Below are 26,213 nucleotides of genomic sequence, written 5' to 3'. Positions count from 1 at the left end.
GGGTATATCTTGTGGATATCTTGAGGATATTGACTGGCCGATTCCGCAAAGCGGCATCATTGCTGGTGCACAGTCGTTATGGTCAAAATTCAAGCGATCTCACTCAAGGTGATCGACTGCTAAAATAAGCAGCGATCCGCGATCCCGCGCAGATCCGGTCGGTTAAAGCAGTATCCGGACTGCGATTTTCTTTAAGGTCTTGTCTACTCAGGAAAACAGTGCCAATTTAGCGCTTGTCTTACTTTGTTACCACAATGGCAGCGACATCACTGCCTGTGGATGATTTAACTGCCAATCGGCACCCCATTCCGCCGGTTTATCCTCGGCCGCCAGATATCCCCACATGGCGATGGCAGAGGGCATATTCACCGCCTGCGCCGCTGCTATGTCGCGCTCGGCATCGCCAAGATAGAGAATACGTTCGGGAGCGCAGTTAAGCTGCTGAGCAGCCAGCAACATAGGGGCTGGGTGGGGCTTACGATAGAGGGTTGTATCGGCACTGACCACAGCATCAAAGCGCTTAAGCAGCCCCATGCGCTCTAACAAGGGCCGGGTAAAACGCGCCGGTTTATTGGTGACAATCCCCAGCGGTAAGGCTCTTGATAGGGCACTGTCCAGCAAGGCTTCTATGCCTTCAAACAAACAGGCTTTTTGGCCGTTAACCGCATCATATTCCCTGAGCATCGCTTGCCGGAGATGCTCCTGTTCCTCGGCTGAGGCTTGGGGCACGGCGGCTTGCACCATGGCAAGCGAGCCGTGAGAGGCCAGAGTGCGAAGAAGTTTGCGCTTATCCTCTATCGATACCCCATGGGATGCAAGGGCCAAGGCCAGTGCTTCGGTCAGGTCCTCGGCGGTATCCACCAGAGTCCCGTCCAAGTCGAACAGAATCCCTTGAAACGGCAGCTTAGGCGTCATGGCATCAGTCCTGGCGTTGGCAGGCAATCATATAGTTGACTTCAACGCTCTTGGTGTAACTGAATACGCCACTCAAGGGGTTGTATTTGATGCCCAGCGCGTCACGGCACAATAGTTCGGTGTTTTCTGCCATGGCAATTAATTCGGATGGGCGGATAAACTTACTGTGGTCATGGGTACCTGCCGGCAGCATTTTCAGCACATACTCGGCACCGAGTATGGTTTGCACCCAGGACATGATGTTGCGGTTAATGGTGGAGAAGAACACCCAACCTCCGGGCTTGACCATATCGCAACAAGCCTGGATCACAGATTGCGGATCCGGTACATGCTCGAGCATCTCCATACAGGTAACAGTGTCGTAATGCCCCTGATGATTCTGGGCATGCACTTCGGCGGTTTCCTGCAGGTAGTCTATGCTGACGCCGGCTTCCAGTGCATGCAGCCTGGCGACTTCCAACGGCTCAAAACCCATATCCAACCCGGTGACCTTGGCGCCAATGCGGGCCATGCTCTCGGACAGAATGCCACCGCCGCAGCCGACATCCAGTACCTGCTTGTCAAAGATACCGCCGGATTGAGCGTCTATATAATTAAGGCGCAGGGGGTTGAGTTCATGCAGTGGCTTGAATTCACCGGCAGGATCCCACCAACTGGCGGCCATACTTTCAAACTTGGCAATTTCCTGAGGGTCGACATTGGGTTGAGAAGACATATTCAGACCTGAAACAGCAATAATAAAGATGTGCCCATTATAACCATATAAGCCATAGGGAAGGGCAGCATAAATTGGCGCCTCAATGTGATCGATAGCACTAAAGGCCAAAAGCTGCACAAAATATCGGCAAGATTCGGTTTTTGATGATAAAAACAGCAACGGAACTCATGTCTATGACGGTGATATCTGCCCCCGCTCGCGACTTGTATCATGCCCTTGGCGTTTTTGGCTGCAAAGGCGGCTTTAAGGACTTCCGACATTAAATAACTGTGTTAGAATGCCAAATCACGTTTGTTGGGCTCGACAATGACACGGATTACAAGTTGTCAGCTAATTTAAGGGGATCGAGCAGTTTATGACTGATCTGGCTTTATCAATTTCGCCAATAAATATTGAAGACGAACTAAAGAACTCCTATCTGGATTACGCCATGAGCGTTATCGTCGGGCGGGCATTGCCAGACGTACGCGACGGCCTCAAGCCGGTGCATCGCCGCGTACTCTTTGCGATGAACGAGCTGAAAAACGATTGGAATAAACCCTATAAGAAGTCGGCACGTGTTGTCGGTGACGTGATAGGTAAGTATCACCCTCATGGTGATAGCGCCGTATACGACACCATAGTGCGGATGGCACAGCCTTTCTCACTGCGTTACACCTTGGTGGATGGCCAAGGTAACTTCGGTTCCATCGACGGCGATGCCGCGGCGGCCATGCGTTATACCGAAATTCGTATGGAAAAGCTGGCGCATCAACTGCTGGCTGACCTTGAGAAAGAAACCGTCGATTATGTCCCCAACTACGACGGCACAGAAATGATCCCGGCCGTGTTGCCGACTCGGATCCCCAACCTGCTGGTCAACGGCTCCTCCGGTATCGCCGTGGGTATGGCCACCAATATTCCGCCGCACAACCTGACCGAAGTGGTTAAAGGCTGTTTGGCACTTATCGAAGAACCTGAGCTGTCTATCGAACAGCTGATGGATTATATCCCGGGTCCGGATTTCCCGACTGCTGCCATTATCAATGGCAAGAAAGGCATAGAGGAAGCGTACCGTACCGGCCGCGGCAAGGCGATTATGCGCGCCCGTGCCGAGGTGGAAACCGAAGACAATGGCCGCGAGCGGATCATTGTTACCGAGATCCCATACCAGGTGAATAAGGCTCGTCTGATTGAAAAGATCGCAGAGCTGGTAAAAGACAAGAAAATTGAAGGCATCAGCGGCCTGCGCGACGAGTCAGATAAAGACGGTATGCGCATTGTCGTTGAGGTCAAGCGCGGCGAAGTGGCCGAGGTGGTACTCAACAACCTCTATGCCCAGACCCAGATGCAAACTTCTTTTGGTATCAACATGGTGGCCCTGACCAATGGTCAGCCCAAGTTGTTTAACCTTAAGGAGATGCTGGAAGCCTTTATTCTGCACCGCCGTGAAGTGGTGACTCGCAGAACCGTGTTTGAACTGCGTAAGGCCCGCGAACGCGCTCATATCCTGGAAGCCCTGGCTATCGCCCTAGCCAACATCGACCCTGTGATTGCGCTGATCAAGGCCTCGCCAACACCGGCCGAAGCCAAAGTAAAACTGGTGGAAACCGGTTGGCAGCTCGGCAACGTGCAGGGCATGTTGGAAAAAGCCGGTGATGACGCCGCCCGCCCTGAATGGTTGGAGCCGGAGTTTGGTATTCGCGATGGTCTCTACTATCTGACTGAGCAGCAAGCCCAGGCTATCCTCGAGCTGCGTCTTCACCGTCTGACCGGCCTTGAGCACGAGAAGATCCTCCAGGAATATGAAGAGCTGTTGGAGCTGATCGCCGGATTGCTGCATATCCTCAGAAGCCCAGAGCGTCTGATGGAAGTGATCAAAGAAGAGCTGGAAGAAGTGCTCGAGCAGTATGGCGATGAACGCCGCACCGAGATCAACGCTTCTGCCGTGGATATCAGCCTCGAAGACCTTATTTGCGAAGAAGATGTGGTAGTGACCCTGTCGCATTTGGGCTATGCCAAGTATCAGCCACTGAGCGATTACCAGGCGCAGCGCCGAGGTGGTAAGGGCAAGGCCGCCACCAAGGTCAAAGACGAAGACTTCGTTGAGAAACTATTGGTTGCCAATACCCACGACACCATTTTGTGTTTCTCTGACTTTGGCAAACTCTACTGGCTCAAGGTCTATCAGTTGCCGCTGGCCAGTCGTCAGTCGCGCGGTAAGCCTATCGTTAACCTGCTGCCATTGTCCGAAGGCGAGCACATTACGGCAATTTTGCCGGTTCGTGAATACGAAGCCGACAAGTATGTCATCATGGCCACTTCCCACGGTACCGTGAAGAAGACATCGCTTATCGAATACAGCCGCCCCAGAGCCAACGGCATTATCGCCGTTAACCTGAAAGACGGTGACCAGTTGATTGGCGTTGACCTGACCGACGGCAGCAATGAAATCATGCTGTTCTCCAACGAAGGTAAGGTGGTACGCTTCAGCGAAGATCAGGTGCGTGCTATGGGCCGTACCGCTACCGGTGTTCGCGGTATCAAACTCGAAGACGGTCAGGAAGTGGTTTCACTGATAGTGCCAAAAGAAGATGGCGCCATTCTGACTGTGACAGAGAACGGTTTTGGTAAGCGTACCGAGCTGAGTGAATACCCAACCAAGAGCCGTGCTACCAAGGGCGTGGTTTCCATTAAGGTCAGCGAACGTAACGGCGCGGTAGTCGGTGCGGTTCAGGTCGGCGACAATGATGAGATCATGCTGATCAGCGACAAGGGCACATTGGTGAGAACCCCAGCGGCCGGTGTTTCCATCATAGGCCGTAATACCCAGGGCGTGACCATTATCCGCACTGCCGGTGACGAGGCCGTGGTGGGTTTACAGCGTATCGATGAAATCCAGTCTGATGAAGACGAAGTGGAATTCGATGAAAACGGCGAACCCATAGTGGCCGAAGCTGCAGCCGAGGATACTGAAGGCCAAGCGCCCGAAGCACCTGAAGCCGAGCAGGAATAACAGCATCAAGCATATCTGAGCGTCCATCTGGACGCTCTTTTTTTCAAGGAGAACAATGAAGTGAGCACGATTTATAATTTCTGTGCCGGACCAGCCATGTTGCCGGCCGCGGTAATGCAAAAAGCCCAGCAGGAATTACTGGACTGGCAGGGGCACGGAGTCTCCGTCATGGAGATCAGTCACCGCAGTCAGGCCTTTATCGATCTCACCAAGGCTGCAGAATCCAGATTGCGCTCACTGATGAATATTCCCGAAGATTACCATGTACTGTTTATGCATGGCGGTGGTCGCGGTCAGTTCTCGGCTGTCGTGAATAATTTTTTGGGCAATAACGGCAGAGCCCTGTATTTGGAGAGTGGTCAGTGGTCAAAGTCGGCCACGGCAGAGGCCAGAAAGCTGGCCGGAGATGACAGGATTGATAGCCAGAGCATTGTTGAAAAGGTCAATGGACTCAACAAAGTAACCTTACCTAAGCTGGAAGGTGATACTGGTAAGTATCGCTATGTGCACTATTGCCCCAACGAGACGGTAGATGGTGTCGAAATTTTTGAAGAGTTGGAGTCTCCCTGGCCAATAGTCGCGGATATGTCATCCACTATCATGTCCCGTGAAATCGATGTCAGTCGCTACGGACTCATTTATGCCGGGGCACAGAAAAATATTGGTCCTTCAGGTTTGGCCATAGTGATAGTGCGTAAAGAGATGCTGGCTTTGCCGGCCATGCCACAGTCGTCCATCATGGATTATCGCTTGGCGGCCGAAAACGATTCTATGTTTAACACTCCTCCTACTTTTGCCTGGTATCTGGCGGCCGAAGTGTTTGAGTGGCTGCACCGGGTGGGCGGTATCGAGGCGATTGCAGAGCTTAACAAGGCCAAGGCCGAACTGCTTTACGCCTGTATCGATGAACTGGACTTTTACCGTAATGGGGTGGCGGCGCAAAACCGCTCGCGGATGAATGTAACTTTCCAATTGGCCGATGAGTCGCTCAATGGTGAGTTCCTGAAAGAGGCGGAGGCTGCAGGTTTGGTGGCTCTTAAAGGGCACAGAATTGTCGGCGGGATGCGCGCCAGTATCTATAACGCCATGCCTTTGGCCGGCGTTGAGGCCCTGGTTGCCTTTATGCAGGCGTTTGCGGCCAAGCACAGCAGCTGAACCCCGGCGAAAATCGCTTTATTGCAACAAGTTCCATAAAAAAGCGAATGCCGAGGCATTCGCTTTTTTCATCTAACTCTCCAATTTTAACCTTGCAACACCTTGGCGATAGACTTGGCAAGGTAATCGACATTGCTATCGCTTATCCCGGCGATACTGATCCGGCTTGAATCCACCATATAGATACCGAACTCCTGCTTAAGTTGTTCAACCTGCTCTGGCGACACCCCAAGGAAGGAGAACATCCCTTTTTGGCGGGCGATAAAGCTGAAGTCCTGCTCGACGCCTATCGCCTTTAAACGCTCAACCAGGATGGCACGGTTACCGTTTATCCTGTCACGCATCACCTTGAGTTCATCCAGCCACTGTTGTTTGAGCTGATTGTCGCCGAGAATGGTTTCCACCAACGCGGCTCCATGTGCCGGCGGCATGGAGTAGAGGCAACGCACCACGTAAAGCAGTACCGACAAGGCTACATCGGCGGCAGCACTGCTGTTGGCTATGATGCTGCAGGCGCCGATACGTTCGCGATAAAGGCCAAAATTCTTTGAGCAGGAGGAGCAGAGCAACATGTCTTCCACGGCGGCCGCCATCTTGCGAACGCCGTAGGCATCTTCCTCGACACCGTCACCAAAGCCCTGGTAAGCCATATCGATTAGCGGGGTAAAGCCGCGTTTGACGGCGACTTGTACCACTCGGTCCCACTGCTCAGTGCTGAGGTCCTGGCCCGATGGGTTGTGACAACAGGCATGCAGCAGCACAACATCGTTTTCACCAAGGGTGTTGAGTTTGGCGAGCATTTCATCAAACTTCAGGGCCTTGGTGGCGTAGTCATAGTAAGGGTAACGCTCAACCTTGAGACCGGCCGCCTCAAAAAGTCCGGTGTGATTGGCCCAGGTCGGATCGCTGACCCAAACGGTTGCGCCTGGGCGACAACGTTTAATAAAGTCGGCTGCGACCCGCAGCGCGCCTGTACCGCCGGGAGTGGATACGCTGCGAATGCGTCCGGCGCTCAGGGTAGGGTGCTGCTCACCGAATGCCAGCTCGGCAATGAGCCGATTGAAATCACTGCTACCGGCAGGGCCGATATACACCTTGGTGGTTTCCGTGGCGGTGCGGCGCTGCTCGGCGGTTTTAACGCAGTCGAGGATGGGGGTATTTCCCAAGATGTCTTTATAGACACCAACGCCCAAATCAATTTTTTCACCGCGAGGGTCGTCGCGATATTGGCTGAGCAGCCCAAGAATGGGATCGGCTGGCATCGCCTTGAGTGTGCTGAACATAGGGTTCCCTGGATTGAATACTTGTTGAAGAGGATTAGCATAACGGCATTTAGGCTATTTGTTAACGGCTGGCGAGGCTGCAGCAAGCGATAGTCAGAGTGGTGCAACTGGCAAGCTGGGCTTCCAGGGTGTAAAGCTCAGTTGCAGGAAAGGAGAGTCGCATCTGTGAGTCACGTCTTCGAAAGTCAATCGGACAGCAAAGAGCTTATTTAGCGCTGCTTGAATAATTTTCCGCTGAAATCGGCTTTTTTCAGCAAAAAACGGTTGAATCCCTGTGGCGCTCAGGTAACTTTAATGCCACGAACACTTAATTCAGGCCTATCAGCACTCGCTGTATCTAATCTTTTGTCTTGATTTACCGGTTTTATCCCATAATCGGTGACAAGGTCTTTTAACCCGCTTTGGCGGTACGTGGCGTGACGCTGCAACTCCGTCAAACACAGATGCAAGAATCCAAAAAAGATGAAGCAATTGCGACTGGATCCCATAAGTAGAATGCATGGGGAGGTCAACATCCCCGGCTCCAAGAGTATCTCCAACCGGGCGCTGCTATTGGCAACCCTGGCCAAGGGCACCACAGAACTGACCAATCTGCTCGACTCAGATGATATTCGCCACATGTTGGCAGCGCTCAAACAGCTCGGCGTGCAATTTGAGCTTTCCGAAGACAAGAGCCGCTGCAGCGTGCAGGGCCTTGGCGGCGCTATCAACAGCAACAAGCTGCAAGAGCTGTTTCTCGGTAATGCCGGCACCGCGATGCGGCCATTGTGCGCCGCGCTGACCCTGGGGAACGGTGAGTTTGTTCTCACGGGTGAACCCAGAATGGAGGAGCGGCCGATAGGCGATTTGGTCGACAGCCTCAAGGCGTTGGGCGCGGATATTCAATATCTGAAGGATCCCGGCTTCCCGCCATTAAAAATCAAGGCAACGGGCCTCAGTGGCGGGGATGTGGAAATTGCCGGTAATCTCTCCAGCCAGTTTCTTACCGCGCTCCTGATGGTTGCGCCGCTGGCTGGTGCCGCTGTCAATATCAAGGTCAAGGGTGAACTGGTTTCCAAGCCCTATATTGATATTACTTTGGCTTTGATGGCGCAATTTGGTGTCAAGGTTATCAACCACGACTATCAGCGTTTTGAGATCCCATCCGGTCAAAGCTATCTGTCACCGGGCAAGGTAATGGTGGAAGGCGATGCTTCATCGGCGTCTTATTTCCTGGCCGCAGGCGCCATCGCCGGCGGCGAAGTGAAAGTCACCGGAGTTGGCCGTCTCAGCATTCAGGGGGATGTCAAGTTTGCCGATGCGCTGGCGGCCATGGGCGCCGAGATTGAATGGGGAGATGACTTTATTATTGCCAGGGGTAGCCAGCTCAAGGGCATAGATATGGACATGAACCATATACCCGACGCAGCAATGACCATAGCCACAGCTGCGGTATTTGCCAAAGGGCCGACCCGCCTCAGTAATATCTACAACTGGCGTATCAAGGAGACAGATCGTCTCAGCGCCATGGCGACAGAACTGCGTAAAATTGGTGCCGAGGTGGAGGAGGGTGAGGATTATATTCTGGTTAATCCACCGCTTGCGCCCAAGCATGCCGCCATCGATACCTATAACGACCACCGCATGGCCATGTGTTTTTCGCTGCTGGCATTTGCCGATTGCGGCGTCACCATCAATGACCCGGATTGCACCTCAAAAACCTTCCCGGATTACTTCCAACGCTTTGCGGCCTTGGCCTGTTAAGCGGCTGAATTTCGGGCTGTTGACAGCAGCGGCCCGAAATTGACCTTGAATTCAGCATACGGAAAGCATGCAGTTGATATATAATATTGGCCGCTCATTTTCGGTGAACTCATACTGTGTCCTCATGGAAGATGACAATTACTGCGGAGGAATTTATGTCTGAACGGGCGCCTGTTGTCACAATTGACGGCCCAAGCGGTGCGGGAAAAGGCACTATAAGTCAGTTGCTTGCCAACAAACTTGGATGGAAACTGCTCGATAGCGGTGCCATATATCGAGTGCTGGCACTTGCCGCTATTCACCACGATGTGGAACTGGATAACGAAGAGGCCATCACCCTGTTGGCCGCGCATCTGGATGTACAGTTTCTGGCGGGAGCCGGAAATGAAGCCATAAAAGTGGTGCTGGAAGGCGAAGATGTCAGCCATGCCATTCGTACTCAGGAATGTTCTGACGCAGCCTCGAGAGTGGCGGCGTTTCCCCGGGTGAGAGAAGCCTTGCTCAGAAGGCAGCGTGCTTTCAGAGTTGCCCCTGGCCTTATAGCCGATGGCCGGGATATGGGAACCGTTGTTTTCCCGCATGCACCGGCAAAATTGTTTTTAACAGCCTCGGCTGAAGAAAGGGCCCAGCGGCGCTATAATCAGTTGCAGGACAAGGGCTTCGATGTTAATATCGAGCGTCTTTTAACCGAGATCCAGGAAAGAGATCACCGGGATATGAATCGCGCAGTTGCGCCTTTGGTGCCCGCAGAAGATGCCCTGGTGATAGACACTACAGGACTCGGGATTGAAACTGTGCTGGAGCTGGCGCTCAAGCACATAGTTGACAAGTTATCTGACGTCAGTCTTTGAGACTGGCGAGATAGGCATTCGCCACAGGGAAGAGGCGAGTTATTTTACTGACTCCACGTTCAGGATAGATACGTGGTTTATTACTTAAAGTTAATTAACATGACTGAATCTTTTGCTGATCTGTTTGAACAATCCCTTCAACAACTGGAATTCCGCCCAGGTTCTATCGTTCGTGGTACTGTAGTTGCCATCGAAAACGGTATGGTACTGGTTGACGCCGGTCTGAAATCTGAGAGCCCAATCCCAGCTGAGCAATTCAAAAACGCTCAAGGTGAACTGGAAATCGCCGTTGGCGACCAAGTTGACGTTGCGCTGGATAGCGTTGAAGACGGTTTCGGTGAGACTCAACTGTCTCGCGAGAAGGCCAAGCGCCACGAAGCCTGGATCGTTCTGGAAAAAGCTTACGAAGATGCTGAAACTGTAATCGGTGTCATCAATGGCAAGGTTAAAGGCGGTTTCACCGTTGAGCTGAACGGTATCCGTGCGTTCCTGCCTGGTTCTCTGGTTGACGTTCGCCCAGTACGCGATACTGCTCACCTGGAAAACAAAGAACTGGAATTCAAAGTTATCAAGCTGGACCAGAAGCGCAACAACGTTGTTGTTTCTCGTCGTGCTGTTATCGAATCTGAAAGCAGCGCTGAGCGTGATGCTCTGCTGGAAAACCTGCAAGAAGGTCAAGCAGTTAAAGGTATCGTTAAGAACCTGACCGACTACGGTGCATTCGTAGATCTGGGCGGTGTTGACGGCCTGCTGCACATCACCGACATGGCTTGGAAGCGTGTTAAGCACCCATCCGAGATCGTGAATGTTGGTGACGAAATCAACGTCAAAGTACTGAAGTACGATCGCGAGCGCACTCGTGTATCTCTGGGTCTGAAGCAACTGGGTGAAGACCCATGGCTGGAAATCAGCAAGCGCTACCCAGAAAACACTCGTCTGACTGGTCGCGTAACCAACCTGACTGACTACGGCTGCTTCGTTGAAATCGAAGAAGGCGTTGAAGGTCTGGTACACGTTTCTGAAATGGATTGGACCAACAAGAACATCCACCCATCCAAGGTTGTTAACCTGGGTGACGAAGTTGAAGTTCTGGTTCTGGACATCGATGAAGAGCGTCGTCGTATTTCTCTGGGTCTCAAGCAGTGCAAGACCAACCCATGGGAAGACTTCGCTAACCGTTATGCCAAGGGCGACAAAGTTACCGGTAAGATCAAGTCTATCACTGACTTCGGTATCTTCATCGGTCTGGACGGCGGTATCGACGGTCTGGTTCACCTGTCTGACATCTCTTGGAACGGTAGCGGCGAAGACGCTGTTGGCGAGTACAAGAAAGGCGACGAAATCACTGCAGTGGTTCTGTCTGTTGATCCAGAGCGTGAGCGTATCAGCCTGGGTGTTAAGCAGACTGAAGACGATCCATTCAACGCTTACCTGGCCGACAAGAAGAAAGGTACTATCGTAGTTGGTACTGTTACTGCTGTTGACGCCAAAGGTGTTACTGTTGAGCTGGCTGACACTGTTGAAGGTTACATCCGTGTATCTGACATCAGCCGTGACCGTGTTGAAGATGCATCAAGCGTCTACAATGTAGGTGACAGCGTTGAAGCCAAGTTCATGGGCGTAGATCGCAAGAACCGTGCAATCAGCCTGTCTGTACGTGCTAAAGACGAAGCTGAAGAAAAAGAAGTGATGGCTAACCTGAACAAGCAGGACGACGCTATCATGACTAATGCAATGGCTGAAGCGTTTAAGGCAGCTCGTAAGTAAGTGCCTGTAGTACAGGGGGCTAGCCCCCTGTTAGGTGACTGTGTTTGGCTTGATAATAGGGGTAGCTAGGATGACTAAATCCGAACTGATCGAAAAACTCGCCACTGGGCAGTCGCAACTGTCGGCGAAAGAAGTAGAAGGCGCCATCAAAGAGATGTTGGAGCAAATGGCGAAGACATTGGAAAGCGGTGATCGCATAGAGATCCGTGGCTTTGGCAGCTTTTCACTTCACTATCGTGCACCTCGCACTGGTCGTAATCCCAAGACGGGAACATCAGTCGAGTTGGATGGCAAGTACGTCCCGCACTTTAAGCCAGGCAAAGAACTGCGCGAACGCGTTGACGCTTATAACCGTTAATCGCTGTTGTATTAAAAGCCTCCGAAAGGGGGCTTTTTTATGTCTGGATCTTGGCTAAAGCTGGTCAGCTCAGTCAAATTACTGGATAATCAGAACATTGAAACGCGTTTATGGAGTGCAACGTGAAGTCATTTGTCGCAACCGTACTGGTGGCAATGCTGTTTGTAGTGGCACTGGTATTTGGCTCCCGCAATGAGCAGCTGGTCACCATCAGTTATTTTGTTGCACAGGGAGAGTTCCGCTTGCCTGTAGTGTTGGCCGTGGTATTTCTGGCGGGGTTTATCCTAAGTTGGATCATCGCCTTCTACTACATCATGAAGCTGAAACTGTCATTGCGTAATGCCCGCAAAAAGATCCAGACCTTAACTCAGCAGCAGGGGCAAGACGCCTAGTATGCTCGAACTTCTCTTTCTGTTGCTGCCTATTGCTGCGGCTTACGGTTGGTACATGGGCCGCCGCAGTTTGAGGCAGAAACAGAATTCAGCGCAAAAGAAACTGAGCCGTGACTACTTCACCGGGCTCAATTTTCTGCTCTCCAATGAGTCGGACAAGGCGGTCGATCTCTTTATCAGCATGTTGGATGTCGATGATGAAACCATAGACACTCATCTGTCGCTGGGTTCCTTGTTTCGCAAGCGTGGTGAAGTAGACAGATCCATTCGTATTCACCAAAACCTGATAGCAAGGCCCAATCTCGCCACAGAGCAAAGAGACATGGCGATGATGGAACTGGGCAAGGACTATATGGCCGCCGGGTTCTACGATAGAGCCGAGGAGATATTCCTTAATCTCGTCAGTCAGGACGATCACAGCGAAGAAGCTGAAACCCAACTGATCTCCATTTACCAAATCACCAAAGAGTGGCAGAAAGCGATTGATATCACCAAGCGCTTGCCACGTAAACGACAGCAGGGTCTGAAACCCGTTATCGCTCATTTCTATTGTCAACTGGCCGAGGAAGCCGGCGATGAAGCGGGAAAACTCAAGGGCTTTCAAGCGGCACTCAAGCAAGATTCTCAATGTGGCCGCGCCTTGTTGTCATTGGCCAAGACCTACCTGGATGCCGGGCAATTGCCTCAGGCCAAGCAGATGCTCAACCAACTGATTGACGCTGATGCCGAGCTTTTTGCCGATGCACTCGCTTGTGCCCGCCAGCTCTATCAAGAGCTCAAAGATATCGATGGTTATCGCGAGCTATTGGCTCACGCGATAGATAAGGGCGCCGGTGCCTCGGTTGTGGTGGCATTGGCGCAACGCATGATTGAAGACGGCAACATCAAAGGCGCCGAAGACATGGTGATGGAAGCTCTATATCGCCACCCCACCATGCGGGGGTTCCAGCACCTGATGCAGATGCATATCAAGCAGGCAGAGCAGGGGCAGGCGCGAGATAGCCTGGCGATGCTGGAAAAACTGGTAGAACAACAAATAAGATTCCGTCCAAGTTACCGCTGTCGGGAGTGTGGTTTCCCGGCACACACCCTATATTGGCACTGCCCATCCTGCAAGAGCTGGGGCAGTATCAAGCGGGTGCGTGGCTTGGACGGTGAATAACCCTCAGATAACGGAGTAAAAATGACAGAGACACCTATTGTGGTCGCCTTGGACTTTGATAACAAATTCAAAGCATTGCAACTTATTGATAAGTTGGATCCGTCTATGTGCCGCCTTAAGGTAGGCAAAGAGATGTTTACCCTGTTCGGGCCTCAACTGGTGAAAGAGATCCATGACCGTGGGTTTGATCTGTTTCTTGACCTGAAGTTTCACGACATTCCCAACACAGTGGCCAAGGCGGTCACTGCCGCCGCCGAAATGGGCGTCTGGATGGTGAATGTCCACGCCAGTGGCGGCCTCGCCATGATGGAAGCCGCCCGCCGAGCATTGCTGCCTTACGGGGATAACGCCCCCTTGCTGATTGCCGTTACTGTGCTGACTTCAATGAGCGACGATGAGCTCAAGCTTATTGGTGTTGAAGGCAGTGCTGAAGATCAGGTTCGCAGGCTGGCGCGCCTGACGCAAAAAGCCGGTCTCGATGGTGTGGTCTGCTCGGCCCGTGAGTCCAGTATGCTCAAGGCTGAACTTGGCGCCGATTTCAAACTGGTGACCCCGGGCATTCGTCCGGCGGGCAGTGATGCCGGCGATCAAAAACGCATCATGACCCCGGCTGAAGCGATGGCGGCGGGCTCAGATTATCTGGTCATAGGCCGACCCATTACTCAAGCGGCCGATCCTTTGGCGACACTGCAGGCGATACATCAATCGCTGGCATAAACTTGTGACATACCGGCGACTCGCAGTATGGACCGGAATAACGAATGATCAGTGGATAGGAGAGAAGCTCAATGTTCGATTATCAGGGTAAGTATGTAGTGGTCGTCGGGGGTACCAGCGGCATTAACCTCTGTATCGCCAAGGCGTTCGCAGTTGCCGGTGCCCATGTGGCGGTTGCCAGCCGTAACCCGGAAAAAGTGGCAGCCGCGGTGGCGTTATTGAATGAAGCCAATCCACAAGGTCAACATCTGGGGCTGAGCTTCGATGTCAGGGATTTGCCGGCACTCGAGCAAGGCTTTGCCGTCTTGGCCCAGAGTTTCCCGCATATCGATGTGCTTGTCAGTGGCGCCGCCGGCAATTTCCCCGCCAGCGCCGCCAAGCTCAGTGCCAACGGTTTTAAATCTGTTATGGATATTGATTTGCTGGGCAGTTTTCAGGTGTTGAAGCAAGCCTATCCCATGCTTAAGCGCCCTGGCGCCAGCATTATTCAAATTTCGGCGCCGCAGGCGTATATTGCCATGCCGATGCAGATCCACGTTTGCGCCGCCAAGGCGGGCGTCGATATGTTGACCCGCACCCTGGCTTTGGAATGGGGGCCAGAGGGTATTCGGATAAACTCCCTGGTACCCGGGCCGATTGCCGGTACCGAAGGGTTCAATCGCCTGGCGCCGTCGGCGCAGTTGCAGCAACAGGTGGCCGAGAGTGTGCCGTTAAAACGCAACGGTGAGGGGGAAGACTTGGCCAATGCTGCACTCTTTATGGCATCGCCAATGGCTTCGTATATTACCGGAACCATATTACCGGTTGACGGCGGTTGGTCGCTTGGCGGTGCCAGTGCGGCCATGAGTCAGCTCGGGGCACTGGCAGCAAAGCAAGAATCAAGTAAGTAGCAAGAGAGAGATTATAAAATGGCAAACGCATTACAGGAACAGTTGCTCAAGGCGGGTCTCGCCAGCAAGCAAAAAGTTCGCGATGTCAAAACCCAAAAGAAACGTAACCGCAAGTCCAATATTGATGACGGCTCTGCTGAGCTGAAGGCGCAGATCGCTCAGCAGAAAAAGCAGCAGGCAGAAAAGGACAAGGCACTCAATGAACAACGCTTTGCCGAGGCCACAGAGAAAGGTCTGGTCCGTGGCCTGGTCACCGAAGTTAAGCAAAATGCGGTGGCGCTGCCGAAAGATGGCGAGATCAAGTTCAACTATACCCTGGAGAACAAGATATACCCCTTGTATATCAATGAAAAACTTCAGAGTCAGTTACTCGGTGGCCGCTTGGGGATAGTGCGAATTGAGCAAAGCAGCTATCTGGTGCCTCATAAACTCGCCGAGCGGGTTAATCTGTTGGTGCCGGCTTGGTGTGGCTATTTGTGGCAGGCCGAGAACAACGCCGCGCAAGTAACGGAAGAAGACGACCCTTACGCAGATTATGTCATTCCGGACGATCTTATGTGGTAAGGCGCTTATACCTACCGATTCGGTATAACGCTTGAAAGCCAAAGGCCTCCATAGGGAGGCCTTTGTTGTTTGTGCAGGTTTACCCGTCAGTCACGATACGTTTCACCATAGAAGCTCGCCAGCAGCAAAGCTTTCAGTTCACCTATCAAGGGATACCTGGGATTGGCGCCTGTACACTGATCATCAAAAGCATCTTCAGCCAGTTCATCGAGCTTATCCAGGAAATCGGCTTCTTTGACACCGGCTTCCTGAATCGAGGCCGGGATCCCCAAAGCCAGCTTCAACTGCTCGATTTTGGCTATCAAACGCTCGACTTTTTCGGCGTCACTCAGCCCAGCGTCTGTCAGCTTGAGGTGATCGGCAATGGCGGCATAGCGGCAGAGCGCCTTGGGTCTGTCATACTGGCTGAAGGCGGCTTGCTTGGTAGGCAGGTCGGTGGCGTTGAAACGGATGACATTGCTTATGAGCAGAGCATTGGCCAAACCGTGGGGCAGATGGAATTCGGCACCCAATTTATGGGCCATAGAGTGACATATTCCCAAGAAAGCGTTGGCAAAGGCGATACCGGCAATAGTGGCGCCGTTGTGCACTTTTTCGCGGGCAATCGGCGCTGCAGCGCCTTCTTCATAGGCTTTGGGCAAGTGCTCAACCAGAAGACTCAAGGCCTGCAATGCCTGGCCGTCACTGTACTCGTTGGCCATCACGCTGACATAGGCCTCCAAGGCATGGGTAATGGCATCGATACCACCAAAGGCTGTCAGGGATTTGGGCATATCCATCACCAGGTTGGGATCCACAATCGCCATGTTGGGGGTCAGCTCATAATCGGCGATGGGATATTTGGCACCTGTCTTCTCATCGGTCACCACGGCAAATGGCGTGACTTCAGAGCCGGTTCCTGAAGTGGTGGGGATAGCCACCATCTTGGCCTTGCGCCCAAGTTTGGGGAACTTGTAGATACGCTTGCGAATATCCATGAAGCGCAGCGCCAGATCGGCAAAGTCCACCTGAGGATGTTCATACATTACCCAGATGATCTTGGCGGCGTCCATGGGTGAGCCGCCACCAAGGGCTATGATCACATCCGGTTGGAAGCTCTCGGCCACCTTGGTTCCGGCGCGAACCACAGCCAGGGTAGGATCGGCCTCCACTTCATAAAACACCTCGGTATCCAGCCCCAAGCCTTTGAGGATTTTGATGGTTTCATCGCAGTAGCCGTTATTGAACAGAAACTTGTCTGTCACTATCAAGGCGCGGCGTTTGTCGGCCAACTCTTCCAGTGCTATGGGTAGGCTGCCGCGGCGGAAATAGATGGAGGATGGAAGCTTGTGCCACAACATATTCTCGGCCCTCTTGGCGACGGTTTTTTTGTTGATAAGGTGACTCGGGCCCACATTCTCCGAAATGGAGTTGCCGCCCCAGGAGCCACAGCCCAGGGTGAGGGAGGGCGCCAGTTTGAAGTTATAGAGATCGCCGATCCCGCCTTGAGATGCCGGGGTATTAATCAGAATTCGAGCGGTTTTCATTCGCTCACCGAAACGCTTGACCCGCTGCACCTGGGTATCCTGGTCGGTATAGAGCCCAGAGGTATGGCCGATACCACCGAGCTTCACCAAGGCATCGGCCTTATCCAGCGCCTCGTCAAAGTCTTTGGCGCGGTACATACCAAGCAGCGGCGAAAGCTTTTCATGGGCAAAGGCTTCGGCTTCGGTTATTTCACCCACCTCACCGATCAGTACCTTGGTCCAGCTCGGTACGCTGAAGCCGGCCATTTCGGCAATGCGCGCGGCACTCTGGCCAACAATGGCGGCGTTGAGGGCGCCGTCTTTGAGAATAACCTGTTTCACCGCAAGGCATTCTTCGTCACTGAGCAGATAGCCGCCGTGATGGGCGAAGCGCTCCCGCACCGCCTGATAGATGCTGTCGAGCACTACCACAGCTTGTTCGGAGGCGCACACTACACCGTTATCAAAGGTTTTTGACATCAGGATGGAGGCCACAGCCCGTTTGATATCCGCGGTTTCATCGATAACCACAGGTGTGTTACCTGCGCCGACACCGATAGCCGGTTTCCCGGAAGAGTAGGCGGCCTTCACCATACCCGGGCCGCCGGTGGCCAGTATGAGATTTATCTTTTCGTGGGTCATTAGATGATTGGATAGTGCGACACTGGGTTCATCTATCCAACCTATGATGTCCTCGGGAGCCCCGGCCTTGATGGCGGCATCCAGTACTATTCGGGCGGCCGCGACTGTGGATGCCTTGGCCCTGGGATGTGGGGAGAACACTATGGCATTACGGGTTTTCAGGCTGATAAGCGCCTTGAAGATAGCGGTGGAGGTAGGGTTGGTTGTCGGTACTATGCCGCAGATGATCCCCACGGGTTCGGCGATAGTGATGGTGCCGAAGGTGTCGTCTTCTTCCAGAATGCCGCAGGTCTTTTCATCCTTGTACTTGTTGTAGATATACTCGGAAGCAAAGTGGTTTTTAATCACTTTGTCCTCCAGCACTCCCATGGAGGTTTCGGCGGCGGCCTGTTTCGCCAGCACAATTCTGGCATCGGCGGCAGCCAGCGCTGCAGCGCGAAATATCTTGTCGACTTGCTGCTGACTGAAGCCGGCGAATTTCGCCTGAGCCTGGCTGACTCTTTCCAGTAGCAGATCCAGTTCCTCGGTATTGGTGACTTTCATAATCAGTTTCCCGTAAAAAAATTTAACAAAGACTCATCTTGGTTAAACTCTCTCACATGAAATAAAATTACAACCAAACGGCGTTGCTATCTGTGATCTTGGCCACAGGCATGGCGTTTTATGTAATTCAACAACGTTAGATCTCATCCAGGAGCGAAAAACAACTTTGCATTAGTGTCGACTATACTGCAGCTTTGGCTGCACTGATATTACGAAAATTTATTCGAAGTTGTGACCGAGAATAGAAAATCTCATTTCTGGGGTTTGTTAACTTAAGGTAGAGTATGCACCGTCTCAAGCTACTGTTTCCCGGTGAGTTCCCTACACTGGAAGGATACGAAATTGGATTTGACCCTGTACGTTAAATTTTTCCTCGGACTGGTGGCTATCATCAACCCGGTGGGCCTGTTGCCGGTATTTGTCAGCCTCACCAGTCACCAGACTGAGGCTGAGCGTAATCATACTGCCAAAATATCCAACTTTGCCGTGGTGGTGATCCTCCTGGTTACCACAGTGGCGGGTCAGTATATATTGAATATGTTCAGTATTTCGCTGTCGGCATTCCGAATTGCCGGCGGTACACTGATTGCCATCATCGCCATGTCCATGTTGCAGGGAAAGCTGGGCGAGGTGAAACGCAACCAGGAAGAGGACAGGGAAGCCTCGGCGATGGAATCGGTTGCTGTGGTGCCGCTGGCTTTGCCGCTAATGGCCGGTCCGGGGGCTATCAGCTCAGTCATCGTCTTTGCCGCCGAACATAAAGGCCTGGCCAATCTGCTGGCCATGTCGGTGACTGTGGCCCTGTTTGGTCTGCTCAGCTTTGCATTGTTCAGAATGGCTTCGGTTATCAATAAGCTCCTCGGCAAGACAGGGATTAACGTGATCACCCGTCTGATGGGACTCTTGATGCTATCCATCGGCATAGAGGTGATAGCTGCCGGCTTCAAGGGATTGTTTCCCAACTTACTGGGATAAAATAAAGCGCCCTCGGGCGCTTTATTGTTAGTTGGTTGCGACGATTGTTCATCAGTAATTCTGGCTCAAGTCTATGATGGCACCGCCTTTGGGGCTGAACAGTTGTTGATGCAGCCTGGCGGCAAACTCATCTGTCATTCCCGAGATATAGTCTGCTATCACTCTGTGGCTGTTTTCCCCCCTGCAGTTGGCCTGCTGCCAGCGTGATTGGGTATTGTGGGGCAGGAGCCTCAGAGGATCCGAGGCAAAGGCTTCAAACAGCTCCATCACTATCTGTTGGCCCTTGTACTCCAGCATCTGGATCTCGGGCTTACGCACCACATATTTGAGGACAAACTGTTTCAGCAGCTCCAGCAGCTCGGCAAAGGCGGGTTCCAACTTGGCATTGAATCTGAGCAAGGGTTCGGCAAAGTCCGGGTTCTCGTCGATTTTGATGGCGGTTACCAGCGCATTGACCAGGGTCCCTATGGCATCCTTACGCAAGTGATGTTTGCGGGAAAACAGCTTGAGCTCAATATTCCCGAGCTGGCTTTGGATCCACTCATCTTCAATGGCCTGTAGCGGAGCACGCATATCCTCTTGCCAATTCGCGCCGGTGACTATCCCCATTACTATGGCATCTTCGAGATCGTGCACCGCATAGGCGATATCATCGGCCAGCTCCATAATGGTGCAGTCGAACGACTTGAAGTGAGTGCGTCGGTGCAGCCCTTCCCCCGGGCTGTAATGACTGAGAAAGCTCTGCTTGTCTTTACTGTCCAGCGGCTCAAGTACCCAATCGAGGATAGCTTCATCATCATCGAAAACCCCTTTCACCGGCGGCCATTGGCTCGGCCTTAACTGACGATAGTGACTCAGTTCCGGCTGAGGTCTATCCACTTTCAGTGTGCGTACCGGAGCCGGGTATTTGAGTACACCGAGCAGGGTGCGCCGGGTCAGGTTCATGCCAAAGTGTTCGGTATAGGGTTCGAGCCGGGTAAGGATTCTGAAGGTTTGGCCATTGCCTTCAAAGCCGCCGTGCTCACGCATCATGTAGTTGAGCGCCACCTCGCCGCCATGGCCGTAGGGTGGGTGACCTATATCATGGGCCAGGCATAGGGCTTCGAGCAGACTCATGGAGTCGAGCAAAAAGGCCATTTCGGGATAGTGCTGCTTCAACTGGGCGGCAATGCCCGTGCCTATTTGCGAGACTTCCAGTGAGTGGGTCAGGCGGGTGCGGTAAAAGTCGTTCATGCCCACCCCAAGCACCTGAGTCTTGGCCTGTAAGCGCCGAAAGGCGGCAGAGTGTAGAATTCTGGCTCTGTCTCTCTGATAGGGACTGCGATTATCGTCTCGGCGCTGACTGTTATTGGGCTCGCGCCTGGCTTGCCAGTGGGCTTGGCTCATAATCTCTCCTGCTAGAGCAGTTGATTGATTTCATCCAGATCCAGGGTGAAACTGGGAATAAAATGCTCGCGAAAATACGCCACTGCCGGGTCGGGGTTGGCATTCAGCATGGTTTCGAGTCGCTTGCGAGCACTGTTGAACTCGTTGTTTCCGGCGCGTTTTTCTTCGAGACACTTGAGATAAGCGCACAGCGTATCGGCGGACTTAACCAACTTGCGATGGCTGAGCTCGGCGCTATCACTGATAAACAGAGAGCGGTAATCATCACGAAACTCTTCAGGCACCATCTCCAGCAGCCTGGCTTCGGCTATGGCTTCAATCTTCTTGTATTCGGCCTCTATCTCGGCATTGAAGTATTTGACCGGGGTGGGCAGATCGCCGGTAAGAATTTCGCCGGCATCGTGAAAGATGGCCAGGGTCGCGGCGCGATCGGGCGAATATTGGCCATTGAACTTACGGTTACTGATGATGGCCAGCGCATGGGCCACCATGGCAACCTGCAATGAATGTTCCTGCACATTCTCGGGGCGGACGTTATACATCAAAGGCCAACGCTGAATTAACTTCATCCTGGCCAGGTGGGCAAAAAGGTGACTCATACAACTTCCTTTGGTAGCTAAGTTTTTTGCTCGTTTCCCTTACTTTACCTCAGTGGTTAAAGGCTGTCAGTGCCGGGCGGGGATAAAAAAGCCGCCTCGATGGGCGGCTGGCATTGTGTTATTGGCGGTAGTACTCAAGGAAGTCACCGAAGGCGAGCAGGGCCCGTTGTAAGTCTTCCTTATGAGGCAGGAACACCACTCGCAGGTGATCCGGCTCCGGCCAGTTAAAGGCGGTGCCCTGTACCAAGAGAATTTTCTTCTCTTTCAGTAGATCCAACACCAGGCGCTCATCGTCCCTGAGACCGAAACGCTTGCTGTCGATGCGGGGGAATGCATACATGGCGCCCTTGGGTTTCACCACACTCACACCGGGAATTTGATTGAGCAGCTCATAACAGATATCCCGCTGCTGAGTCAGGCGGCCATCGATGGCGGTAAGCTCATTGATACTCTGATAACCCCCCAATGCGGTTTGAATCGCATGCTGATTGGGCACGTTGGCGCAAAGGCGCATAGAGGAGAGCATCTCCAGCCCTTCAATATAGCTGCGCGCCGCCTTGAGGTTGCCGGATAGCATCATCCAACCGACCCGGAAACCAGCAGCCCTATAGGCTTTGGAAAGTCCATTAAACGTCACGGTGAGAATATCGTCCGACAGGCTGCAGGCCGGGATATGCACAGCGCCATCGTAAAGAATTTTGTCATAGATCTCATCGGCAAACAGTATGATGGAGTGCTGCCGACACAGCTCAACAATCTCCAGCAACAGCTCGCGACTGTATACGGCCCCGGTTGGATTGTTGGGGTTGATAATCACAATTCCGCGGGTTCTTGGGCCAATCTTGCTCTTGATATCCTCAAGGTCGGGAAACCAGTCGGCCGCTTCATCGCAGCGATAGTGGCGCGCCTTGCCGCCGGCCAGGTTAACCGCCGCGGTCCACAGTGGATAGTCAGGGGAGGGAACCAACACCTCATCATCGGTATTGAGTAGCCCCTGCATGGCCATCACAATCAATTCGGAAACACCATTACCTATATAGATATCTTCGATATCGACACCGAAGATCCCCTGGGACTGGTAATGCTGCACTATCGCCTTGCGGGCAGAGAACAAACCTTTGGACTCACAATACCCTTGGGCCGATGGCAGGTTGAGGATAACGTCACGAACTATCTCTTCCGGGGCTTCAAAGCCAAAGGGGGCCGGGTTACCTATATTGAGCTTAAGAATACGATGACCTTCATCCTCCAACCGACGCGCTTCTTTATGTACCGGCCCTCGAATATCGTAACAAACACTGTCGAGCTTATTGGATTTGATGATTGGCCGCATTACTACCTCGAAACTGGCTGATATGAAAGAGTTTAACCTTCGGCACAATACCTAATTTCAAGCGCCTTAGAAAGAGGGGTAAAGCCAAATTTTGTATTTGCGGTAGAATTTTCATCTTTAAAAGCAAAAAAATACGCATAATAAAAAGATAAAAACTCTGCGTTTATTGTAAAATTACGTTTTAAAAACTGAACTGACTGCTAAACAATAGCAGTTATCACAAAGTGACCTTAGGCTTCTTTGAAATAAAAAGGCAGTTTAACTGAATGCTTATATGCAAATGCATGCAAAAAAGCATAAAAACGACATGTAAAACCCTTTGAATCATATGATGTTTTTTTTGGAATCGCCCACAAGGTCAAAATTTGCGCTGACTGACTCAATTTATGGTTGACTCATATCCAGTTGCGCATTATTTTCTGCGCGATGTTTTTAGCAAGGCTCCAACAAAAGCGACCAGTTGTTACTGTCCGTCTGGCGGAAAGCCGTAAATAAAGCAGTTGTTTTGGTGGTGTCTTCAACGCCCCACATGACTTTATAAGGCCGCAAGGCCATCTTTTTGAGGACCTAAGTGCATGTCTGAGCCGACAGCGTTAAGTCTTGTTCCCCCCATAGTTGTATTGGTGCTGGCCATTTGGCTGCGTCGTCCCATCCTGGCCTTAATCATAGGTGCCGTCAGCGGGCTATTGCTTCTTGACCCCAGTCAGGTGCTGAACAGCTTTGCCGATATCTCTCTCAAGGTGATGGCCGATGAGACCATAGGTTGGTTAATCCTGGTGTGTGGCAGTTTCGGTGCCCTGATAGCCTTACTGGTGCGCACAGGTGGCGCCTTGGCCTTTGGCCGTAAAGCGCTCAAACTCGCCAAAGGGCCACGCTCATCTCTGCTGATGACCTTTGTACTAGGCCTGGTGATCTTTATTGATGATTACCTGAATGCACTCACAGTAGGCGAAACCATGAAACGGGTTACAGACAGGTTCAAGATTTCCCGTGAGATGCTGGCCTATGTGGTTGACTCCACCGCAGCGCCGGTATGTGTGTTGGTGCCGCTATCCACCTGGGCGGTGTTTTTCGGCGGACTTTTGGTCAACAACGGTGTGGCCGCCGAAGGCGAGGGGATCCAAATTTATATGCAGGCGATCCCCTATATGTTTTACGCCTGGTTGGCGGTTGCCATGGTGCTGCTGGTCATCCTTGGCATAGTACCGGCAATAGGACCAATGAAAAAGGCGCAGCTCGCAGCGGCGGCCGGCAATCCGGCCAAAGAGCAGATAGATCTGGATGAAGTTCAGACTTCAGATGAATACGCCGTGCGCGCCATGGAGGAGGAGTTTGAGCAGGCCGACAAGCAAGGTAAGCTGCATAACTTCCTGGTGCCAATTTTGCTGTTGGTTGGTTTTACCGTTTACTTTGATATCGATGTTTGGAAAGGCTTGTTGGCAACACTGGTGATTACCCTGCCATATTACGCGGTGCAGCGTTTGATGCCCTTATCCGAGATGATGGATCAGATGATAGATGGCTTCAAGAGCATGCTGCCGGCCATAGGCACGGTTATCGCCGCCTTTGTGTTTAAGGATGTTTGCGACCAACTGCTGCTGCCTCAATATGTGATTGAGTCCCTGAGTCCCTTTATGACGCCAAAACTCTTGCCTGCAGTGGTGTTTGTGGCCATGGCGATTCTGGCCTTTGCCACCGGGTCCAGCTGGGGGATTTTTGCGGTGACCATTCCTATTGTAATGCCGCTGGCTCAATCTGTGGGGGCTGATATTCCGCTGGTGATAGGTGCTTTGCTGTCGGCTTCATCTTTTGGTAGCCAGGCTTGCTTCTACTCGGACTCCACCGTTCTGGCGGCGCAAGGGTCGGGCTGTAACCTGGTAAGCCATGCGGTGACCCAGTTACCCTATGCCTTGATAGCGGCAGTACTTACCTTTATTGGCTTTATCATAGTTGCCTGATTAGTAGCATGATTAATTGAATGACGGCTGTTTCAAAGCCTGAGCCTACCAAAAATCCCCGAGGTTATGCAGCGGGGATTTTTTTCAACGGTTGCCGCAAGAAGCCATCAATAAAAGCGGATGCAAAAGGTTCAATAGCTCGACATATCAAACGCTTCTGGGCAGTATTGTGAATAACGATACAGGGAATTTGCCTTCTATGGTGTTTGTAAGTGAGTACCACAAGACTTAAGGACAGAGCTGCATGCATATATTCTTTGCCATTACTGCACTACTGTTATTACTCATAACACCTCTAAGCAGTAACAAGAGCCGTTGGTTTACCCCATCACCTCGCCAGGCTATGGCTTTTATCAGCGTTCTTTGGCTAATTGTCTGGGGCTGCTCTGCAATTTTCAAAACTATACTTCCCGATGCTTCAGGCTCAGGTGTGATAAGTGCTATTGCAGGCTTGGTACTGGTTATTTTGCTTATTTTTGCCGGTATCTTAATGATCACCCGGATGGATGGAAAACACAGTGCCAAACGAAGTGCGGCACTTAAGGTTTTTCGCGCCAAACAGCGGCAAGATTATGGTCAAACCCCTTTGATTGAACATTTTAATGTTACTCAAAACCAGGATACTGCAGGTCAGCTCATCTCCTTAAACGCGGAGATCGTTTTTAAACGCGATCCCTTAATTGAAGACCACAACATTAAGATAATTGTCTTTGTGGATACCAATAGCCAGACTCAAGGGGCTTCCCTTTATGAAAATGTACTCTTCTCATCCCGCATGGCACTCCAGTGCCAGTCGGAAAGTTCACTCGTCTACCAAGTGGAGATAGAGGCTGCAGAGATAAGGAACGAGCTGAACCGAATAAGAGGCAGGTTGAAAGACTGTTCAAATGAAGAGTTAACGGGGAAGGATGAGAGTGATATCAAACTCGACTACTCTGTGTATGTAATCGGTCCTGATTATATTACGGAGCTAGCTGAGAAACCCGGTATATGCTTTACCTCTTTGTCTGATGAGGCGCTCGCTTTGCGGGACTATTATCCGGGAGGCTCCCCCTATGAAGCAGCTTACCCTGCCTTATCGAATGAGAAGTTAATGCTCAATACCCGTTTACGACTGACAAACCAATAACAAGATGTGTTTTTTACGGTACAAAAAAGCCAGCAACGATGCTGGCTTTTACAAAGGAGGGCGATTTAATTAAACGCGCTTCTTGAATTCACCGGTGCGGGTATCGATTTCAATCTTGTCGCCTTCTTTAACGAAGTCGGCAACCATCACCTTCAGATCTGTACCTACGATAGAAGCAGGCTTCATTACCTTACCTGAGGTATCACCACGGGCGGCAGGTTCAGTGTAACCTACTTCGCGAATGATAGTGGTAGGCAGTTCTACAGAGATGGCTTTGCCTTCGTAGAAAGTGACCTGACAGATCTCTTCCATTCCATCAACTATGTAGTTGATGGCATCACCCATGTTTTCGGCTTCAACGTCATACTGGTTGAAGTCTGAGTCCATAAAGACATACATAGGATCAGCAAAGTAAGAGTAGGTGCACTCCAGGCGCTCGAGCTGAATATCTTCCAGCTTGTCGTCAGCCTTGAATACAGTTTCAGTGCCGGAACCTTGCAGCAGGTTCTTCAGCTTCATCTTTACCACAGCAGCGTTACGGCCGGATTTGTTGAACTCGGTCTTGAGTACAACCATAGGGTTGCCGTCAACCATGATAACGTTACCTGCGCGGACTTCCTGAGCAGTCTTCAT

At 52.0% G+C, this 26,213-nt stretch carries 22 protein-coding genes; 14 read left to right on the top strand and 8 right to left on the bottom strand.

The genetic code is table 11. From position 1 onward, the window contains the following. Positions 1-246: 246 nt before the first annotated feature. Together ACSHSR_RS10775 and ubiG are read right to left on the bottom strand one after the other, a co-directional pair. Positions 247-915 carry an HAD family hydrolase gene (locus tag ACSHSR_RS10775; RefSeq protein WP_044734508.1) on the bottom strand — a complete coding sequence of 223 codons (669 nt, stop codon included), beginning with the start codon at positions 913-915 and terminating at the stop codon, positions 247-249. Positions 916-919: 4 nt separating this feature from the next. Continuing rightward, entirely contained in the window at positions 920-1,630 is a 711-nt protein-coding gene (ubiG, locus tag ACSHSR_RS10770) for a bifunctional 2-polyprenyl-6-hydroxyphenol methylase/3-demethylubiquinol 3-O-methyltransferase UbiG (RefSeq protein ID WP_044735812.1), read from the bottom strand. A 358-nt stretch (positions 1,631-1,988) separates the two neighbouring features. On the opposite strand from ubiG, the gene gyrA reads away from it, so the two are divergent. Both gyrA and serC read left to right on the top strand, forming a co-directional pair. Continuing rightward, on the top strand, positions 1,989-4,628 hold the full coding sequence (gene gyrA / locus ACSHSR_RS10765; RefSeq protein WP_044734507.1) for a DNA topoisomerase (ATP-hydrolyzing) subunit A: 2,640 nt from the start codon (positions 1,989-1,991) through the stop codon (positions 4,626-4,628). Positions 4,629-4,688: 60 nt separating this feature from the next. Further along, positions 4,689-5,783, top strand: a complete 1,095-nt coding sequence (gene serC / locus ACSHSR_RS10760) for a 3-phosphoserine/phosphohydroxythreonine transaminase (RefSeq protein ID WP_479631482.1) — start codon at positions 4,689-4,691, stop codon at positions 5,781-5,783. Between the two features lie 86 nt (positions 5,784-5,869). On the opposite strand, the gene ACSHSR_RS10755 is transcribed toward serC, so the two are convergent. After that, positions 5,870-7,066 carry an amino acid aminotransferase gene (locus ACSHSR_RS10755; protein ID WP_025010416.1) on the bottom strand — a complete coding sequence of 399 codons (1,197 nt, stop codon included), beginning with the start codon at positions 7,064-7,066 and terminating at the stop codon, positions 5,870-5,872. Between the two features lie 462 nt (positions 7,067-7,528). Between ACSHSR_RS10755 and aroA the strand changes: the two genes are divergently transcribed. The 9 genes from aroA (at position 7,529) to ACSHSR_RS10710 (ending at position 15,510) form a co-directional block, all read left to right on the top strand. Further along, entirely contained in the window at positions 7,529-8,809 is a 1,281-nt protein-coding gene (gene aroA / locus ACSHSR_RS10750) for a 3-phosphoshikimate 1-carboxyvinyltransferase (RefSeq protein ID WP_144216193.1), read from the top strand. Positions 8,810-8,964: 155 nt separating this feature from the next. Then, on the top strand, positions 8,965-9,660 hold the full coding sequence (cmk, locus tag ACSHSR_RS10745; protein WP_025010415.1) for a (d)CMP kinase: 696 nt from the start codon (positions 8,965-8,967) through the stop codon (positions 9,658-9,660). 99 nt (positions 9,661-9,759) lie between these two features. Next, on the top strand, positions 9,760-11,427 hold the full coding sequence (gene rpsA, locus ACSHSR_RS10740; RefSeq protein WP_025010414.1) for a 30S ribosomal protein S1: 1,668 nt from the start codon (positions 9,760-9,762) through the stop codon (positions 11,425-11,427). A 70-nt stretch (positions 11,428-11,497) separates the two neighbouring features. After that, positions 11,498-11,785: an integration host factor subunit beta gene (gene ihfB, locus ACSHSR_RS10735; protein ID WP_025010413.1), complete on the top strand. Its 288-nt coding sequence runs from the start codon at positions 11,498-11,500 to the stop codon at positions 11,783-11,785. Positions 11,786-11,907: 122 nt separating this feature from the next. Beyond that, positions 11,908-12,177 (top strand): LapA family protein, encoded by a 270-nt coding sequence (locus ACSHSR_RS10730; RefSeq protein ID WP_025010412.1) that lies wholly within the window; start codon positions 11,908-11,910, stop codon positions 12,175-12,177. 1 nt (position 12,178) lies between these two features. Then, positions 12,179-13,339, top strand: coding sequence for a lipopolysaccharide assembly protein LapB (gene lapB, locus ACSHSR_RS10725; protein ID WP_044734503.1), 1,161 nt, complete (start codon positions 12,179-12,181; stop codon positions 13,337-13,339). Between the two features lie 21 nt (positions 13,340-13,360). After that, positions 13,361-14,056: an orotidine-5'-phosphate decarboxylase gene (pyrF, locus tag ACSHSR_RS10720; RefSeq protein WP_025010411.1), complete on the top strand. Its 696-nt coding sequence runs from the start codon at positions 13,361-13,363 to the stop codon at positions 14,054-14,056. Positions 14,057-14,127: 71 nt separating this feature from the next. After that, the gene (locus ACSHSR_RS10715) at positions 14,128-14,946 is read left to right on the top strand and encodes an SDR family oxidoreductase (protein ID WP_025010410.1); all 819 of its coding nucleotides are present in this window, start codon (positions 14,128-14,130) and stop codon (positions 14,944-14,946) included. 18 nt (positions 14,947-14,964) lie between these two features. After that, a complete protein-coding gene (locus tag ACSHSR_RS10710) occupies positions 14,965-15,510 on the top strand; it encodes a DUF2058 domain-containing protein (RefSeq protein WP_025010409.1) in 546 nt (181 codons plus the stop codon). An 86-nt stretch (positions 15,511-15,596) separates the two neighbouring features. On the opposite strand, the gene adhE is transcribed toward ACSHSR_RS10710, so the two are convergent. Then, a complete protein-coding gene (gene adhE / locus ACSHSR_RS10705) occupies positions 15,597-18,200 on the bottom strand; it encodes a bifunctional acetaldehyde-CoA/alcohol dehydrogenase (RefSeq protein ID WP_107111335.1) in 2,604 nt (867 codons plus the stop codon). A gap of 342 nt (positions 18,201-18,542) precedes the next feature. On the opposite strand from adhE, the gene ACSHSR_RS10700 reads away from it, so the two are divergent. Then, positions 18,543-19,175: a YchE family NAAT transporter gene (locus ACSHSR_RS10700; protein ID WP_025010407.1), complete on the top strand. Its 633-nt coding sequence runs from the start codon at positions 18,543-18,545 to the stop codon at positions 19,173-19,175. Between the two features lie 51 nt (positions 19,176-19,226). Here the strand turns inward: ACSHSR_RS10700 and ACSHSR_RS10695 are convergent, their stop codons facing one another. The 3 genes from ACSHSR_RS10695 to ACSHSR_RS10685 form a co-directional block, all read right to left on the bottom strand. Further along, positions 19,227-20,561 (bottom strand): anti-phage deoxyguanosine triphosphatase, encoded by a 1,335-nt coding sequence (locus ACSHSR_RS10695; RefSeq protein WP_093982826.1) that lies wholly within the window; start codon positions 20,559-20,561, stop codon positions 19,227-19,229. Between the two features lie 11 nt (positions 20,562-20,572). After that, positions 20,573-21,160 carry a 5'-deoxynucleotidase gene (gene yfbR / locus ACSHSR_RS10690; protein WP_479631481.1) on the bottom strand — a complete coding sequence of 196 codons (588 nt, stop codon included), beginning with the start codon at positions 21,158-21,160 and terminating at the stop codon, positions 20,573-20,575. Positions 21,161-21,278: 118 nt separating this feature from the next. Next, the gene (locus tag ACSHSR_RS10685; RefSeq protein WP_475623031.1) at positions 21,279-22,493 is read right to left on the bottom strand and encodes an aminotransferase class I/II-fold pyridoxal phosphate-dependent enzyme; all 1,215 of its coding nucleotides are present in this window, start codon (positions 22,491-22,493) and stop codon (positions 21,279-21,281) included. A gap of 575 nt (positions 22,494-23,068) precedes the next feature. Here ACSHSR_RS10685 and ACSHSR_RS10680 point away from each other — a divergent pair. Both ACSHSR_RS10680 and ACSHSR_RS10675 read left to right on the top strand, forming a co-directional pair. Next, positions 23,069-24,451 carry a Na+/H+ antiporter NhaC family protein gene (locus ACSHSR_RS10680; RefSeq protein ID WP_044734497.1) on the top strand — a complete coding sequence of 461 codons (1,383 nt, stop codon included), beginning with the start codon at positions 23,069-23,071 and terminating at the stop codon, positions 24,449-24,451. Positions 24,452-24,695: 244 nt separating this feature from the next. Continuing rightward, entirely contained in the window at positions 24,696-25,580 is an 885-nt protein-coding gene (locus tag ACSHSR_RS10675; protein WP_054744384.1) for a hypothetical protein, read from the top strand. Positions 25,581-25,649: 69 nt separating this feature from the next. On the opposite strand, the gene efp is transcribed toward ACSHSR_RS10675, so the two are convergent. Beyond that, a complete protein-coding gene (efp, locus tag ACSHSR_RS10670) occupies positions 25,650-26,213 on the bottom strand; it encodes an elongation factor P (protein ID WP_025010405.1) in 564 nt (187 codons plus the stop codon).

Source organism: Shewanella sp. VK101 (assembly GCF_056497865.1).
The sequence above is the reverse complement of the archived record's forward strand: the minus strand, read 5'-3'. Positions and strand labels throughout refer to the sequence as shown.

Coding starts and splice junctions, on each gene's coding strand:
- ACSHSR_RS10775 (WP_044734508.1), bottom strand. CDS start 915: ATGACGCCTAAGCTGCCGTTTCAAGGGATTCTGTTCGACTTGGACGGG.
- ubiG (WP_044735812.1), bottom strand. CDS start 1,630: ATGTCTTCTCAACCCAATGTCGACCCTCAGGAAATTGCCAAGTTTGAA.
- gyrA (WP_044734507.1), top strand. CDS start 1,989: ATGACTGATCTGGCTTTATCAATTTCGCCAATAAATATTGAAGACGAA.
- ACSHSR_RS10755 (WP_025010416.1), bottom strand. CDS start 7,066: ATGTTCAGCACACTCAAGGCGATGCCAGCCGATCCCATTCTTGGGCTG.
- aroA (WP_144216193.1), top strand. CDS start 7,529: ATGAAGCAATTGCGACTGGATCCCATAAGTAGAATGCATGGGGAGGTC.
- cmk (WP_025010415.1), top strand. CDS start 8,965: ATGTCTGAACGGGCGCCTGTTGTCACAATTGACGGCCCAAGCGGTGCG.
- rpsA (WP_025010414.1), top strand. CDS start 9,760: ATGACTGAATCTTTTGCTGATCTGTTTGAACAATCCCTTCAACAACTG.
- ihfB (WP_025010413.1), top strand. CDS start 11,498: ATGACTAAATCCGAACTGATCGAAAAACTCGCCACTGGGCAGTCGCAA.
- lapB (WP_044734503.1), top strand. CDS start 12,179: ATGCTCGAACTTCTCTTTCTGTTGCTGCCTATTGCTGCGGCTTACGGT.
- pyrF (WP_025010411.1), top strand. CDS start 13,361: ATGACAGAGACACCTATTGTGGTCGCCTTGGACTTTGATAACAAATTC.
- ACSHSR_RS10715 (WP_025010410.1), top strand. CDS start 14,128: ATGTTCGATTATCAGGGTAAGTATGTAGTGGTCGTCGGGGGTACCAGC.
- ACSHSR_RS10710 (WP_025010409.1), top strand. CDS start 14,965: ATGGCAAACGCATTACAGGAACAGTTGCTCAAGGCGGGTCTCGCCAGC.
- adhE (WP_107111335.1), bottom strand. CDS start 18,200: ATGAAAGTCACCAATACCGAGGAACTGGATCTGCTACTGGAAAGAGTC.
- ACSHSR_RS10695 (WP_093982826.1), bottom strand. CDS start 20,561: ATGAGCCAAGCCCACTGGCAAGCCAGGCGCGAGCCCAATAACAGTCAG.
- yfbR (WP_479631481.1), bottom strand. CDS start 21,160: ATGAGTCACCTTTTTGCCCACCTGGCCAGGATGAAGTTAATTCAGCGT.
- ACSHSR_RS10685 (WP_475623031.1), bottom strand. CDS start 22,493: ATGCGGCCAATCATCAAATCCAATAAGCTCGACAGTGTTTGTTACGAT.
- ACSHSR_RS10680 (WP_044734497.1), top strand. CDS start 23,069: ATGTCTGAGCCGACAGCGTTAAGTCTTGTTCCCCCCATAGTTGTATTG.
- ACSHSR_RS10675 (WP_054744384.1), top strand. CDS start 24,696: ATGCATATATTCTTTGCCATTACTGCACTACTGTTATTACTCATAACA.
- efp (WP_025010405.1), bottom strand. CDS start 26,213: ATGAAGACTGCTCAGGAAGTCCGCGCAGGTAACGTTATCATGGTTGAC.